The following is a 14,618-nucleotide window of genomic DNA, read 5'->3' on the forward strand; positions in this document are numbered from 1 at the left end:
CGAGTGTACCCGCCATTTGGTAGTGATTAAAACAAAGAACCCGGAGCACTGGCTCCGGGTTTGATGCCTGCCGATTGCGGATGCCTTACTTCCGGGTGCCGCTGATCGATTTGAGCGCGTCCTTCGCGGCAGTATTGAGTGGACTCTTCTTGTCCGTCGATTTGACAATATCGCGAACCACGGGCAACGCCTCTTTCGCTGACGTACCCATTGAAGACAGTCCCTTCGCAGCCGCAATCTTCACGGCCTCGGCTTTGTCCCCCTTCAGCAGCTTCACGAGGATGTCGCCGGCCTTGTCGTAAGGCTCGTCCGCCTTACCAATCGCTTCGGCGGCAGCGGCCCGAACCGCCGGGTCTTTGTCTTCGGCCGCCTTGTAAATGTCGGGGAGCGCGTCCGTTGCCAGCGACTTCTTGATCTGCGCGAGCGTCCCGAGTTCCTGGAGAGCCGTAACGCGCGCCTTCACGTCCTTGCTCTTCCGAAGTTGCTCCGTGTACTTCTTCGCGAGGTCGTCCTTCTCGCCCGCGAGCGCCTCTTCCTTGATGCACAGGTAGAACGCGCCGTTGAACAGCGCCACCGCACACATCGCCTTTACGAACCGAGCGGAACCCATGATTATCTCCCGTGAGGACTCGGTTGTTTGAGAAGCGCAACCTCGTTTGGGGCAATTACAGCAACACTACAACGGGATTCGGCTACCGGTTCGACGCGGGAACCCGGATTTTCGTTCCCCGAGCTGGTTCCTTATGGTGAAATCGCTCCCGAATTCGTCGAAACGGCCCACCGAGTCCGCCCACCACAATCAACACATCCGATCGTGCCCGGAGAACCGCCTCAATGCACCCGCGACTACTCGCTGCCCTCGGATTGCTACTCGTTCCAAGCTTCGTTTCGGCCGAGGATTGGCCCGGCTGGCGCGGCCCGCGTGCGGACGGAACGGTAAAGGATCAGGGTTTTCCACTCACCTGGGACGCTAAAGAGAACGTGAAGTGGAAGCTCGAACTCCCCGGCACGGGGCACTCGTCCCCGGTCGTGAGTCGAGGAAAGGTGTTCGTCGCGGGGTGCGTGGAAGCCGACAAAACGCGCGTGCTGTACTGCGTGGACCGTGCCACCGGCAAACTGCTCTGGACCAGAACCGCCGCGGTTTCGAGTTTGGAGTTCAAACACAGCGAGAACAGTTGGGCCAGTTCCACCCCCGCGACCGACGGCGAGCGCGTCTACATCACGTTCTTCGACAAGCCGCACCTACGTGTCTACTGCTACGACTTCGACGGCAAACTGTTGTGGGAAAGGACTCCGGGCGAGTTCCACTCCGTTCACGGCTTCTGTAGCCCGCCGGTGCTGTACAAGGATCTGGTGATCGTGAACGGCGACCAGGACGCGCCGAAGGACAAAAACGCATACATTGTCGCCCTCGATAAGAGAACGGGTGAGGAAAAGTGGCGCGCGGACCGACCGAACAAGCTGCGTTCGTATTGTCCGCCCGTTGTGGTGGAAGCCGCGGACAAGCCCCAACTCGTGCTGACCGGGAGCAAGTGCGTCACGAGCTATTCTCCGGACACCGGGAAACAGAACTGGATCATTGACGGCCCGACCGAGCAGTTCGTTTCCAGCATGGTCCTGCACGACGGCGTGCTGCTCCTCACCGCGGGTTTCCCGCAACACTGGGTCATGGCGATCAAGCCGGACGGCACCGGGAACGTCACCAAGACGCACATCCTGTGGTCGAAAAAGGGCGAAGGCGGGTACGTCCCCTCCCCCGTCGCCCACGACGGCAAATTGTTCCTCGTGGACGACGCTGGAGTCGCAAGTTGCTGGGACGTGAAGACGGGCAAACAGCTCTGGAAAGAGCGCCTGAGCGGGAAGAAGCACCACGCTTCGGCGATCGCAGCCGACGGGCGCATTTACCTCACGTCCAGCGAAGGCACCACGTTCGTGCTGAAAGCGAGTGAAGAGTTCGAGCTGCTGGCGAAGAACCCACTCGGCGAAGGCGTGTTCGCCTCCCCCGCGTTCTCGGACGGCGACATCTTCATTCGCGGAACCAAACACCTGTGGTGCATCGGCGCGAAGAAATAGTGCCGAAATGCGTGTCTCGCGGTTTCTGGTGATGAAATGTTCGCGTTGGTGACAGCGCCTACGCGAGCAAAGGGCGGGGCGATACAGTAACGGTAAGGAGGCCGCGAAATGTCCCTTGCCGACCAGTTCCCAGAAATCACCCAGCGGAACCAGCCGCTCGCCCCGTTCACGCACCTGAAAATCGGCGGCCCGGCCGAGTTCCTCATCCAACCGCGCTCGCTGGACGAACTCAACGCGGTCCTGTCCGCGTGCCAGCGCGACCGCGTTCCGGTCCGAATGCTCGGCGGCGGGTTCAACCTGCTGATCCAGGACGATCCCGTTCCGGGCGCGGTGATCCGCCTCACCGCGGAGGCGTTCACGTTCCTCCAGCGCGACGGGAAGCGCATCACCGCGGGCGGAGGCGGGCAACTGTTCGACCTCATCGCGTTCACCGTGAAGCACGGACTCGGCGGGTTGGAAACGCTCGTCGGTATTCGCGGAACCGTCGGCGGGAGCGTGCGGTGCAACGTCGGTGATCGTAACGGCGAAATCAGCCAAACCGTGCGAAATGTAACCGTGCTGACCGAGGCCGGCAAAGTGCAGGTCCGCGGGCGCGACGAACTCACGTTCAGTGAGCACCACAGCGACCTGGATGAGCCGGTGATCCTCTCCGTCGAGTTCGAGCTGGAACCCGAAGAACCGGCTCAGGTTATGAAGCGAATGCAGAAGGCGTGGATTCAACGAAAAGCGGCCGAGCCGCTGAGTTTCCAGGCATCCGTTCGGCTGTTCCGCAATCCGGCGGGTCACACCGCTGCAACCCTCATCGACCGTGCCCAAATGACGAAGGCGCGGGCGGGCGGCGCGGAACTGAGTGAGCGAAACTCGAACTACGCGGTCGCGCACCCCGGCACTACCGCCCGGGACATTCTGCAACTGGTCGAACTCGTTCGATCAAAAGTGAAGGACCGCACCGGTGTGGCGCTCGAACGGGAGTTACACGTCTGGTGAAGCGAGCCAAGAAAGCGCCCGCCCCGCCGCCCAAAGCCCCACGCACGACGCGGCCCATTGTCGCGGTCGTGCTCACGCTCGGTGTCGCGGGCGCATTGCTATTCGGTCTGTCGCGGTTGGGTGATGAAGCCCGCCGAAACATCGGCCCGCGCGACCGGTACGCGGTGCGGTTTGCTGACATTCAATGTGAGCCGCCGCCGAACACGTCGCGCGAGACATTTCTAACCGAAGTGCGATACAGTACCCAAATCGAGCCGACGTTCCAGATTCTCGATCCCGATTTGAAGAAGAAGTTGTCCACCGCGTTCACCGCGCACCCGTGGGTCGCGAGTGTCGACGCGGTGACAATTGAAGCCCCCGATGTGGTGACCGTGGCACTCACGTTCCGCAAACCGGCACTGGCGGTACTTCAATCTGGCGGCAAGCGCGTGGTCGATGCAAAGGGCGTGATACTCCCGATTTCTGCCCCGACGGATGGCTTACCCGAGCTTCTCAAGGCCCCCGCGCTGCCAACGAACGCGGTCGCCGGGCAGTTCTGGCCCGGGGACGTCGTAGTGCGTGCGGCTGCGGTCGCGGCAGAGTACAAGCCACAAACGATCGAACGTACCCCGCAAGGCTGGCAACTCATCCAGCGCAATGGTCAGAAGTTGATGGTAGCGAAGTAGGAGGATTATCACGCCCGCGTTGGGCGCCCCAATTCTTCCAGCGCGAATTGCGACCACGTCTCGAACTGCTCTACGTCGCGGAGTAGTTCCGCTAACGGGGCGAACCCCGAATCCGCTAGAGCGTCTTCGCGTGAGTGAGCGGTGCGAGATACCAACTCGAAGATGTGAACCACTCCCAGGTGAACGCTACCCACCGGAGTGCGGTCGTCGTTAATGAACCCCACACACCGCTCGTGGAAACCGCAGCCGAGTTCCACTTCTTCGGTTAACTCGCGCATCATGCCCGTCTGGTAGGGATCGTCCCCGCCCGCGGCATCTGCTTCGCTGATATGGCCACCTATTCCGATCGATCGCAGTGCTTCCAGGCGCTTCTCTGTGCCAGCCGCGCCGCGCCGGTAGTGAAACAGGTGGTCACCGCACTTCAGCACGATGTACGGGATAAGTTGCTTGAACGACGGATCGGTTTCGACCTCGTAACGTGGGCGAAACTGGAACACGGCCGGGTCGAGAATCGCCGCACGAAACGCACTATCTGCGGCGCGAAGCCCGTGAAAGTAGCACGCAGCGCGGAACCGCTCCGTCGGGATCACGAGCACCTTTTCGTCGAGCGGCACGACCGCCTCCATCCATGTCAGTGGTCACCGAACAACGACACAACGCCGCTCAGAACACGAACTTCAGCAGTACCGCGGCAAGAAGCGCAAAAGCGAGGATGTACAACCCCAGACGAATCGTGTCGTCCGACGTGCGCCGGGCGAGCAACTTCCGCAACGCGGCCCGATCACCGGACTCGATCGCGACTTGCAGCCCCAGTTCGTAGCTGCTTTGCGGGTAATCGCGGATCGCGTCTTCCGTCAGAACCTGCACGCCGTCGCGACGTGTTGGCAGTGTCGGCCCTACCGCAGCATGGAACCCGAGTTCGTCAGAGAACGCGAACGTCGCCGGCCACAGGTCGCACCGCGTGCGGTCCGGGAGCAGTTGCCACAAGTCGCGAATAAACTGCGCCGGCTCGTCACGTTTCAGCAGCACGCGGTTACCGTCTACGAGCGCCTGAGCGCTCCCGAGCAAGAGCGACGAATCGCCGACCTTCAGGATCGCATCGAGTTGTTCGAGCGTGCGTTCCGGCAGCACTTCCATCGGCCACGCGAGATCGGCGAGTTTACCGACCGCGTTCCAGTCCGGGTGGTAGCGCTCGGCGATCGCAAATGGATCGCCCAAATGTTTGTAGAGCTCGCGCGACAGCACAAGGAAGCGAAACCCGAGCGCGCCGTCGGGCCGGTCTTCAACGCGCGCCACCGCAACGTGTTTCTTCCCGAAGGGGCAGGCGAAATCGGCGCGCGGGCACGTGACCCCATTTGGGCGCGTGCCGAACAAGACCGCGATCCGCTCGGCCTCTGCGGTATCGAACTCATCGGTCTGCGCAACGACTCGAACGCCGCGCGTGCCCAAAACAATTGCTTGCTGAATGCGAAGATCGGGGGTCATGCGGACCCCAATACGTCGGACACGCGGACCACGCGGTGCTCGGTCGCGGCAGTGAAAACGGACTCACACAGCGCGACCGTTTCCAAGTTATCGCGCCCGCTAATCTCCGGCTCGGTGCCATTCTCGACAGCGACGAGGAGCTGTGCCATCGTGCCCACGAAGGCGTCCGGGAACCACACGTCGTCCCACTTCGGACGCACCCAAGTGTTGGGCTGTTGTCGCGTGCTGTATTCCAGCGAACTCGGCTCGCGGGCCGGGTACTTGGGCCAACCAATTGTGCCTTGCATCAACCCATCCGTTCCTTCAATGCGCCACTTGATCCCGATGTCACCGGCCGCGCCTTCCTTGCTCGGCCCGGTCCACACGTCGTCCCACGACGCAGCCCGCGCGCCCGACTCGTACTCCAGAATGTAAAGATTAATGCCGTCCCGGTGCGGGAATTTGGTGCGCGGATCTGGCCGGGTGGACGCGAGCACCCGCTCCGGTGTGCCGAGCCAGTACCGGAAGGTATCTAAGTGATGCACGGACATAATTTTAGTTGTCAGACTTTCTAGCTTCTCCGCCCACGGCATCCAGTGAGGGATTGCCCGCATTTCAATCGTCGCCAAGACAACCTCACCCAACCATCCACGATTGAGGATGTCTTTCGCCACTCTCACGCTCTGGTCGTACCGCATGTTCTGGTTAACTGCCAGCGTGATACCCGCATCGGCGCACAGATTCACGAGTTCCTTTGCCACGCCGACCGACAGGGCGAGCGGCTTCTGAGCGAGGATGCCCCGGAGCCGCCCCTTTCCAGTTTCTACCGCACGGCGAATCAGATCGGGTTGGGCGGCTGGTGGGACTGCCACGTCGAGGATTTCGACCTCGGGATTTGCAAGCAGCGCCTCAATGCTCTGAACAGTGGGGATGTTGTACTGTGCGGCGACTTCTTTCGCAGTCGTCTCGTTCCGCGAAGCAATGGCGACGGGGTTGAACCCAGCATTGCGGTACGCAAGCAAGTGGCAATCCCGCATGATGAACCCGGCCCCGAGACACCCGATCCGCCAGCCGAGGCGTTGAGGAAGTGCAGGCCTGTAGTTCAGACCGAATGCGGGATCGGGAGAGGTCGGCATCACATCTTCCCCAGCAGCAGATCCACCACCCAGCAGTCTCGGACGTGTTCGCCCGGTTGTCGGCAGTGGTTCATGATGTCTTCGTTGTCGCAACCGGCGTCTTGAAGAGCGTCGGCAAGGATCGGCATCCGATCAAAGGCTTTTCCAGCGTAGATGCCTGTAGCGAGCGCAACCACATTGGAGGTGAGCCAAGAAGGGTTAACGACGATGGGGCGGAAAGGGTTACCCAAGATTTCACGCAACAGTGTGGCTTGCTGCGTCTTGATCTTTTCCAATGCCGCCGCCCATATTTTGCCAGATCATCGATGAGTGTTATAGTGGACCCCTTTCCTGGGCCTCCGGTGTAGCTTAACCGGAGGCCCAGGAAAGGGGAACCGATGGCGGGCAAGCGGAAGAGCCACTCGGCGGGGTTCAAGGCCCAGGTCGCCCTGGCCGCTCTCAAGGGTGACAAGACGGTCAACGAGGTGGCCGCCCAGTTCGGCGTCCACCCGACCCTGATCCACGACTGGAAGAAGAAGCTCCTGACCGGGGCCGAGGCCGTGTTCGCCGCCGGGACCAAGACCACCGGACCGCCGGACGACAAGACCGCCGAACTCTACGAGCAGATCGGGCGACTCAAAGTCGAGCTCGACTGGGTGAAAAAAAATCTGCCGCCCTCGGCTGACGTCAAGCGGGCCATGATCGACGAGGGGCACGCCGAACTGAGCGTCCGCCGGCAGTGCCAGTTGATCGGGCTGGGGCGGGCGACCTACTACCGGGAGCCGACCGGGGCGTCGGTCGAGAACCTCAAGCTGATGCGGCTGATCGACCAGCAGTACACGGCGCGCCCGTTCTACGGGAGCCGGCGGATCACCCGGTGGCTCGTCCGGGGCGGCCATGAGGTGAACCGCAACGGGTGCAGCGGCGGCTGCGGGTGATGAGGCTGGAGGCCATCCACCCGAAGCCGAAGCTGTCGGCCGGGCGTGGGCACAAGGTGTACCCGTACCTGCTCCGGGACGTGCCAATCGACCGGGTCGGGCAGGTGTGGTCGGCCGACATCACATACCTACCACTGACCTCCGGGTTCATGTACCTGGCGGCGACGATCGACGGGTTCAGCCGGTACGTGGTGGCGTGGCGGCTGTCGAACACGCTCGACGGGGCGTTCTGCCGGGACATGCTGGACGAGGCGTTGGCGGCCGGGACGCCGGAGGTGTTCAACACCGACCAGGGGGTGCAGTTCACGGCCGGGGCGTGGGTCGAGCGGGTCGAGGCGGCCGGGGTGCGGGTGAGCATGGACGTCGGGAGCGGTGCTTGGACAACGTGTTCGTCGAGCGCCTGTGGCGGAGTGTGAAGTACGAGGACGTGTTCCTGCGGGGGTACGAGTCGGTGCCCGAGTTGGAGCGGGGGCTGCGGGCGTACTTCGCCTTCTACAACGAGGCCCGGCTCCATCAGTCGCTCGGGTACAAGACCCCGGTCGAAGTGTACCGGGCGGGAAGGTCAAAAGAGCCGGCGAGAGCGCAGCTAAGAATCGCCGGGTTTTGGTCTCGACAATGGGGTCCACTACATACTGCACCCGATTCCCAGTTCCGATTTGCCGGCCTTCCCCGTGTCACCGTACCATGACCGGGTGTTCGATCAGTACCCACATCCGAAAGGGTTCTCCTCATGTTTCGCGCGCTCCTGACGTGTTGCTTCGCAGTCGGTCTGTTGGCGGGCGGGTCCGCACTCGCCGCGGACGAGACCTACACGCTCAAGCTCTACAAGAGCAAAAAGGGTGACAAGACCGAGAACGAGAAGAAAGAAGAAGGCAAGACCAACGTCGATGTGGATTTCGGGGGCGCGAACAAAAAAGAGGAACTCCCGAACGGCAATAAAGAGGTGTACACCGAGGAGATCCTAGAAAAGAAAGAGGGCGACAGGCGGCCCACGAAGCTGACGCGGAAGTACACCGTCGCCGAGAAGACCGACAAAAACGGTACGACCAAGGCCGTGTACTCCGGGAAGACCGTGCTCATTGAAAAGAAGGGCGACAAGTACGCGCTCAGCGTCGACGGCAAGGAGCTAAGCAAGGAGGACGCCCCGGAGCTCTACAAGAGTTTCAACAAGAAGGACGGCGACCCGCAGAACGAAGACTTCTTGCCCAAAGACGCCGTCAAAGTCGGCGGGGGCTGGAAAGTGCCGCCGGAGAAGAGCGAGCAGATTTTTAAGTCGCTCGGCGAAGACAAAATGAAGGTCGACGTGAAGAAGTCGACGGTGAGCGGCAAACTCCTGAAGGTCTACAAGAAAGACGGCGCGCAGTTCGGTGTCCTCGAAATCACGGTCACCGCGCTCGTCACGGAACTCGAACTCGGTGAGGAGCAGTTCATCAAAACCAAAGAGGGCAGCAAACTGGTCATCAAGGCCACCATCGATGCCTGCATTGATGGGACCATCGAGTTCGAGGACAGTAAGATCGACGTAACCATCGATGTTTCCGCCGAACTGCCCAACAACGGCTCCCTCACGATTACGGCTTCCTCCAAGGGAACGGAAAAAACGCGCGCGGCGAAGAAGTAGTTTGTGCCATCGAAGCCCCGCAGACTGGTGGGGCTTCGGTCACGTGTGGAACTAAACCGCGAGCCGATCTCTGGTAATCGGCTCCGGTGTCCCGAAAGGCACGCGATCGGGAACTGCGAGTCCCATCACTTCGAGATACCCTTCCCCGCTACCAAAGCCGATGGCGCCGATTCGGTGGGCGCTGCGCGCCGTGCCCACCGGCCGGCGAGTACGCCGCACACGATCAGTTGCAGCGGGTGGTAAATCATAATCGGCAGTAGAATCAGCCCCACATCGGGGTTCGATCCGAAGATCAGCGCCGCCATCGGCACACCCGAGGCCAGCGTCTTCTTCGACCCGCAGAACACGGCCGCGATCCGGTCCTCTTCGCTGAATCGCAGCGCCCGACACACGGCCGACGTTACCCCGAGCGCCACTGCCAGTAGAACCGCGCACCCGATCCCGGTTCCGATCAGCGCGCCCCAACCGTGACCGGTCCACACGCCCCGCTGTACCGATTCACAGAACGACGTGTACACCAGCAACAGGACGGTTCCGCGATCGATCGCGTGAACGAGCGGCTTGTGTCGCCCGCTCCACGCGCCCAACCACGGTCGGGCGATTTGCCCCGCTGCGAGTGGGACAACCAGCCACTGAACCAGGTCGAGCACGACTTCACCCACCGGGAGCGAAGCACCGCTGGCTCCGAGGTATCCCGAGATCCACAGGGGAGTCAGAAGCACTCCCAGCAATGCCGAGAGCGTCGCGTTGAACACCGCGGCCGGGACGTTGCCGCGCGCCGCGGCCGTCAGTGCCACCGATGACGAAACGGTGGACGGCAACGCACACAAATAGAAGATCCCGAGCCTCAGACCTGTTTGCAGACGGTCCCCAATTATCGCCAACATCGCGATCCCGAGGAGGGGAAACAGGAGGTAGGTGCAGCTCTGCACCGTCAGGTGCAGGGGCCAGCGGAGCGTTCCGGCCTTGAGCGCGGCGAACGGCAGGGCCACGCCGTGAAGGAAAAACACGAGCGCGACCCCTGCCTTGGTCAGGAGGTCCGGGTGCATCCACCCACCGTCCGCGCCCGGTTCGGGAAACAACCACGCCAGACCAACCGCTGCGCCCATCCCGACCAAAAACCAATCGAGGCGCTGACGAAGTACGGAACGAATTCGACGGATCTGCACTCTGGGTGACTCCACGGAGCGGGCACTTGGACTGCTCGGTTCAGTTTAGTCTTCTGGAGCCATGCGGTGCGCGACACGGATCAAATGCTCGGCGGATCACGCGGCTTCCCAAACGCGGCACCCGTTCCTCCCAAAACGATCACAGCCGCGAATGGTGTTCGCGGCTGCATCGAAATTGCTGAAGTGATCCGTTCGCAGTGGGCAATCAGTTCACCCCGCGTCCTCACCGTGCCTCCGCCCACCGTTGTTTAGCGGACCGGGCTGTTGTCGCGCGTGCTCGCCCGTTCCCGTGAAATCACCCAGTCTGCGCTTCGGATCTTCTTCCTGAAACCCCGTGCCCTGTTGGTCGCCGAGCTGCCCCTGTTCGTCCTGATCGGGCTGGAACGTGGTTCCCATATGCGACTTGTTACCGGGTGGGACCGGTCCCGGGCTGTGACTCTTCTTGCTCATGGCGTTCTCTCCGAGTGAGAGGTGTTGGGCAGAAATCCTGTCGCAAGCGTTGTGCCAATCGCCGTCTACAAAGTGACCTTGGCGTGAACCTTGGGATCGTCCCCGACCTCGGGCCGCGTACCGGTTAGCAGCGCTTTGCCCGCTTCGATGAGGTACTTGATCCCGCTCGTGCCGCTGTTGTCCCAATACTCGCCCGTGTCAGCGTTGAACCGCAGGAGCACCAAGTCCGGATCGTCCTTCCCGCCCGGGAACCAAGCTTTCCACTCGATCTTCCAGAGGCGCGCGACCCGTGCGCGGTCCTCGACGGGAGTCGCCGTACCACTCACGGACACAAACTTCGTTTTGGATTGCATCGTCACGGCCGCGTGACCGTCCCGCGCGAGTTCGTCCACCTTCGCCGAACTTTTGCTCGTCAGGAACCAGAGCGTGCCGTCCTGTTCGACTTCCGCAAGTCCCATCGGCCTCGCGCGGAGTTGCCCTTCAGGGGTGCGCGTGGCCAGCATCGCGGTGCCGAATTCTTCGAGTAGCTCGTGCAGTTTATTGTCGGGTGACGTTGCCATTGGAGCACTCTCATGGAGCGGGGTGCATTAAGACCGGGCAATGACACGGTTCGCAAATTTCACGCCATCAGGCGGGCCACACAGCAGCGCAAATGCACCGGAGCCGCGAAGTAAACGGGGCGTATTCTGACCGTGTCGCCCAACGATCCGAATCGGGACAACCACATGCCGAAGGCAATTCGTATCCAGCAGACGGGCGGACCCGAGGTACTGCGCTGGGAAGCCGTTGAGATCGGCGAACCCGGTCCGGGGCAAGCCCGCATCCGACACACCGCCGTCGGGGTGAACTTCATCGACACGTACCACCGCTCCGGGCTGTACCCGATTCCGCTCCCGAGCGGACTGGGAAGCGAGGGCGCCGGGATCGTTGAAGCAGTCGGTCCGGACGTCACCGTCGTGAAGCCCGGTGATCGTGTGGCCTATGCGGGCGGGCCGCCGGGTTCGTACTCCCAAGTGCGACTGATCCCGGCACACATTCTCGTGCCGGTCCCGGAAGGTGCGACCGATCAGACGGCCGCCGCGGTGATGTTAAAGGGCATGACCGCGCAGTACCTGATTCGCCGAACCTACACCGTCAAGCCGGGCGAGACGGTGCTGTTCCACGCCGCCGCGGGTGGGGTCGGGTTGTTCGCGTGTCAGTGGCTGAAAGCGCTCGGAGCAACGGTCATCGGCACCGTCGGGTCGGACGAGAAGGCCGCGATCGCTCGGGCGCACGGGTGCGACCACGTCGTAATCTCCACCCGCGAGGACGTCGCAAAGCGCGTGCGCGAAATCACCGGCGGAGTCGGCGTACCGGTGGTGTACGACTCGATCGGGAAGGACACGTTCATGAACTCACTCGACTGCCTGCGCCCGCTCGGGCTGATGGTGAGCTTCGGGAACTCATCCGGCAAAGTGACGCCGTTCGATATCGGCGTTCTCTCGCAAAAGGGTTCGCTGTACCTGGCCCGGCCGACGCTGGCGACGTACACCGCGACCCGCGCGGACCTGGAAGCGACCGCGCGAGACGTGTTCGAGGCGATCCGCACGGGCAAGGTGAAGGTGGAAGTGCGACACACGTACCCGCTGGAACGGGCCGAGCAGGTTCACCGCGATCTGGAGGGGCGCCGAACCGTCGGCTCGATCGTAATGACGCCCTGAATTTCGTGGCAATGAGCAAGAGTCGGCTTCCCCGACACCAATTTCGTACTCCGCTCGGTCGCGCGGTAAGTGGGAGAGTTTGTTCCGCGCGTACCGGTCCGCAGGTCGGTTTCCGGGCACGACCTTCCGCCCGGCCGTTGTCGGTCCCTCGGTGAACCGGCATCGTGAACCGCGGGGAGGATGCGACAATGGGTGATCGAGTTTGGCAGGTTCCGCAGGACCAGTTCATCACCGTGTGGAACGATGCGCGAAGCTTGGATGAAGCCGCGGCGAAGTTCAAAGCGCTCGTGAACGGGAACGTGCCGTGCTGGGCGGTCATGGCACGTGCGATGTCGCTCCGCAAAGACGGAATCGCGCTCAAACCCCTCACGCGATCGGTCCCGCTCCCGGCGTGAGTTGGTCGATCATTTCACTCAAATTCTTCACCTGGTTAGAATTCCCGCCCCCCTGAGCGGGAACGAAACTTCCCCCGCGGGCCGGTTGGCGATAAACAGAGTGTTTCGCTTCTGTTTCGTCACTACCGCGGGAATCACCAAGATGGGTTTCGAGTGCGGGATCGTCGGGCTGCCGAACGTCGGAAAATCGACCCTGTTCAACGCGCTGCTTTCGACCATGCAGGCCGAAGCCGCGAACTACCCGTTCTGCACCATCGAGCCGAACGTCGGCCGGGTCGCGGTGCCCGACGAGCGGCTCCCGCTGCTCGCGAAGATCGCGTCGTCGGCCAAGCAGATCCCAACACAGTTGGAGTTCGTGGACATCGCGGGCCTCGTTCGCGGCGCGAGCAAGGGCGAAGGCAAGGGCAACGAGTTCCTGTCGCACATCCGCACCGTCGACGCGATCCTCTACGTGCTGCGGTGCTTCGAGGATTCGGACATCGTTCACGTGGAGGGGTCCGTGGACCCGCTCCGCGACGCGGAAGTGATCGAAACCGAACTGATGCTCGCGGACCTGGATAGTCTGGAGAAGCGCCTCCCCGCGGCCCAGAAGAAAGCGAAGGGCGGGGACAAGACCGCGGCCGAGCAGATCGCGATGATGGAACGGGCCATCAAGGTGCTGCAAGACGGCAAGCCCGCGACCGCGGTGAACCCCCGCGACAAGGCCGAGCGCAAGCTGCTCGACGGGCTGCAACTGCTCACCTCGAAGCCGGTCATGTTCGTGTGCAACGTCGAGGAACAGTTCGCCGCAACCGGGAACTCGCTCTCCGCGAAGGTGGAGGCGATGGCAGCGGCCCGCAACGCCTCCTGCGTCGTGGTGTCCGCGAAGATCGAGGCCGAAATCTCGATCCTGCCGAGCGAGGAAGAAAAGAAGGAGTTCTTGTCGTCGTTGGGGTTGGCCGAAACCGGGTTGGCGAAGGTCGTGAAGGCGGGTTACCAACTGCTCGACCTGATTACGTACTTCACCGTGGGGCCGAAGGAAACACGGGCGTGGACGATCCAGTCCGGTACCCTGGCACCGCAAGCCGCCGGCGTGATTCACAGCGACTTCGAGGCGGGCTTCATCCGCGCTGAAACCGTGAGCTACACGGACTACACCCAGTACGACGGTGAAGCCGGGGCCAAGAAAGCCGGCCGGTTCCGGCTCGAAGGCAAGGAATACGTGGTGCAAGATGGCGATGTGCTGCACTTCCGCTTCGGACCGTGATTTCGGCCAATGGTAAGGGCGAACGGTCGGTGCGAACCGGTGGCGACCGACCCCAACCTCCCACTTGTGAGGCGTCGTCCCGACAATCAATGATCGGCCGTCGGGCACCAGGAAGTGTTCTGGCGGAGGGCAGCCGGGCACGACCCAGGCGGCGGTGTTGTGCGTTAGCGTTCACCCGGCGACGGGTCGGGCGCCCGCGCTTCAGCCGGTGCCTGAAGCGTATCTGGAAGTGCTCGAAAACGAACTCCACCAGTCGGGCTCGCCGACCTAGAAAAATGGACCGCGCGATTGTGATCGCGCGGCCCGCTCCGCTTCTATTCGCGAAAGCTCATTTACCCTTCTCACCGACCGGAACGACGGGTCCGGGCGGAACCGGCTCCGGCATGCGCGGAGTAGCCGGTTCTGCCATCGGTGGAGCGCTCGGGAACAACACGTCGAGCGCCGGGAGCTTACCCGGTTTGATGGGCATGTTGCTCGGCGTTTCCAGCCTGAGTTGCGGAACGGTCGGCACCGTGAGGTACGACCCGCGGTACGTGTTGTAGATCGTCCCCGGGTAGCCGGTCCGATCACCGAGCGGCCCGTAGCCCAATCCGCCGTAAGGCGCGACGTGGTACCCGAGTGGCCGCGGGGTAATCGGACTGCTCATGCTACCGAGGCCCTGCGGTTGAACGACTGGAGGAGGTAAAAACAGCGGCGCGGGTGGCGGTGCTCCGACGCGACCGGGCTGGGCACTCGCAACGGGCGCGAGAAGGGCGAGAGTCGCAAGGGCGAAGAAGGTTCTGTGGACTGACATGA

The 14,618-nt window shown here is 62.5% G+C and carries 16 protein-coding genes and 1 pseudogene; 8 read left to right on the forward strand and 9 right to left on the reverse strand.

The genetic code is table 11. The features are described from left to right. Positions 1 to 85: 85 nt before the first annotated feature. Positions 86 to 610 carry a HEAT repeat domain-containing protein gene (locus VT84_RS22230; RefSeq protein WP_082841029.1) on the reverse strand — a complete coding sequence of 175 codons (525 nt, stop codon included), beginning with the start codon at positions 608 to 610 and terminating at the stop codon, positions 86 to 88. A 224-nt stretch (positions 611 to 834) separates the two neighbouring features. Here VT84_RS22230 and VT84_RS22235 point away from each other — a divergent pair, with 224 nt between their 5' ends. From VT84_RS22235 to VT84_RS22245, 3 genes are all read left to right on the forward strand, one after another. Next, complete coding sequence (locus VT84_RS22235) at positions 835 to 2,073, forward strand: PQQ-binding-like beta-propeller repeat protein (protein ID WP_082841030.1); 1,239 nt, start codon at positions 835 to 837, stop codon at positions 2,071 to 2,073. 108 nt (positions 2,074 to 2,181) lie between these two features. Continuing rightward, entirely contained in the window at positions 2,182 to 3,060 is an 879-nt protein-coding gene (murB, locus tag VT84_RS22240; protein ID WP_052552150.1) for a UDP-N-acetylmuramate dehydrogenase, read from the forward strand. Beyond that, positions 3,057 to 3,725: a hypothetical protein gene (locus VT84_RS22245; RefSeq protein WP_052552153.1), complete on the forward strand. Its 669-nt coding sequence runs from the start codon at positions 3,057 to 3,059 to the stop codon at positions 3,723 to 3,725. Before murB ends, VT84_RS22245 begins: the two co-directional genes overlap by 4 nt. Positions 3,726 to 3,733: 8 nt before the next feature. Here VT84_RS22245 and VT84_RS22250 read toward each other — a convergent pair whose 3' ends face one another. Genes VT84_RS22250 through VT84_RS22265 form a run of 4 tightly spaced genes read right to left on the reverse strand, consistent with a single transcriptional unit; the run spans position 3,734 to position 6,600 of the window. Beyond that, the gene (locus VT84_RS22250) at positions 3,734 to 4,339 is read right to left on the reverse strand and encodes a phosphoesterase (RefSeq protein ID WP_204249622.1); all 606 of its coding nucleotides are present in this window, start codon (positions 4,337 to 4,339) and stop codon (positions 3,734 to 3,736) included. A 49-nt stretch (positions 4,340 to 4,388) separates the two neighbouring features. Continuing rightward, positions 4,389 to 5,210 (reverse strand): hypothetical protein, encoded by an 822-nt coding sequence (locus VT84_RS22255; protein WP_052552158.1) that lies wholly within the window; start codon positions 5,208 to 5,210, stop codon positions 4,389 to 4,391. Continuing rightward, entirely contained in the window at positions 5,207 to 6,325 is a 1,119-nt protein-coding gene (locus VT84_RS22260; protein ID WP_082841032.1) for a Gfo/Idh/MocA family protein, read from the reverse strand. The genes VT84_RS22255 and VT84_RS22260 overlap by 4 nt, the downstream gene beginning before the upstream one ends. Further along, complete coding sequence (locus tag VT84_RS22265; protein ID WP_239465439.1) at positions 6,325 to 6,600, reverse strand: hypothetical protein; 276 nt, start codon at positions 6,598 to 6,600, stop codon at positions 6,325 to 6,327. The genes VT84_RS22260 and VT84_RS22265 overlap by 1 nt, the downstream gene beginning before the upstream one ends. A 102-nt stretch (positions 6,601 to 6,702) precedes the next feature. Between VT84_RS22265 and VT84_RS22270 the strand changes: the two are divergent. Together VT84_RS22270 and VT84_RS22275 are read left to right on the forward strand one after the other, a co-directional pair. Then, positions 6,703 to 7,804: pseudogene (locus VT84_RS22270) on the forward strand (IS3 family transposase); the annotation flags it as partial. 168 nt (positions 7,805 to 7,972) lie between these two features. Further along, on the forward strand, positions 7,973 to 8,863 hold the full coding sequence (locus VT84_RS22275) for a hypothetical protein (RefSeq protein ID WP_052552165.1): 891 nt from the start codon (positions 7,973 to 7,975) through the stop codon (positions 8,861 to 8,863). 125 nt (positions 8,864 to 8,988) lie between these two features. Here the strand turns inward: VT84_RS22275 and VT84_RS22280 are convergent, their stop codons facing one another. The 3 genes from VT84_RS22280 to VT84_RS22290 all read right to left on the reverse strand — a co-directional run bounded on the left by VT84_RS22280 (position 8,989) and on the right by VT84_RS22290 (position 11,042). Further along, the gene (locus tag VT84_RS22280) at positions 8,989 to 10,032 is read right to left on the reverse strand and encodes a bile acid:sodium symporter family protein (protein ID WP_082841034.1); all 1,044 of its coding nucleotides are present in this window, start codon (positions 10,030 to 10,032) and stop codon (positions 8,989 to 8,991) included. A 210-nt stretch (positions 10,033 to 10,242) separates the two neighbouring features. Then, on the reverse strand, positions 10,243 to 10,482 hold the full coding sequence (locus tag VT84_RS22285) for a hypothetical protein (protein ID WP_052552169.1): 240 nt from the start codon (positions 10,480 to 10,482) through the stop codon (positions 10,243 to 10,245). Between the two features lie 65 nt (positions 10,483 to 10,547). Further along, on the reverse strand, positions 10,548 to 11,042 hold the full coding sequence (locus VT84_RS22290; protein WP_082841035.1) for a pyridoxamine 5'-phosphate oxidase family protein: 495 nt from the start codon (positions 11,040 to 11,042) through the stop codon (positions 10,548 to 10,550). 165 nt (positions 11,043 to 11,207) lie between these two features. Between VT84_RS22290 and VT84_RS22295 the strand changes: the two genes are divergently transcribed. From VT84_RS22295 to ychF, 3 genes are all read left to right on the forward strand, one after another. Then, positions 11,208 to 12,182: a quinone oxidoreductase family protein gene (locus VT84_RS22295; RefSeq protein ID WP_052553788.1), complete on the forward strand. Its 975-nt coding sequence runs from the start codon at positions 11,208 to 11,210 to the stop codon at positions 12,180 to 12,182. Positions 12,183 to 12,370: 188 nt separating this feature from the next. After that, complete coding sequence (locus VT84_RS22300; RefSeq protein WP_052552171.1) at positions 12,371 to 12,577, forward strand: hypothetical protein; 207 nt, start codon at positions 12,371 to 12,373, stop codon at positions 12,575 to 12,577. 142 nt (positions 12,578 to 12,719) lie between these two features. Further along, complete coding sequence (gene ychF, locus VT84_RS22305) at positions 12,720 to 13,823, forward strand: redox-regulated ATPase YchF (protein ID WP_082841036.1); 1,104 nt, start codon at positions 12,720 to 12,722, stop codon at positions 13,821 to 13,823. 328 nt (positions 13,824 to 14,151) lie between these two features. On the opposite strand, the gene VT84_RS22310 is transcribed toward ychF, so the two are convergent. Further along, complete coding sequence (locus tag VT84_RS22310) at positions 14,152 to 14,616, reverse strand: hypothetical protein (RefSeq protein WP_157469712.1); 465 nt, start codon at positions 14,614 to 14,616, stop codon at positions 14,152 to 14,154. Positions 14,617 to 14,618: the final 2 nt, after the last annotated feature.

The sequence above is a fragment of the Gemmata sp. SH-PL17 genome (genome assembly GCF_001610855.1).
Lineage (GTDB): Bacteria > Planctomycetota > Planctomycetia > Gemmatales > Gemmataceae > Gemmata > Gemmata massiliana.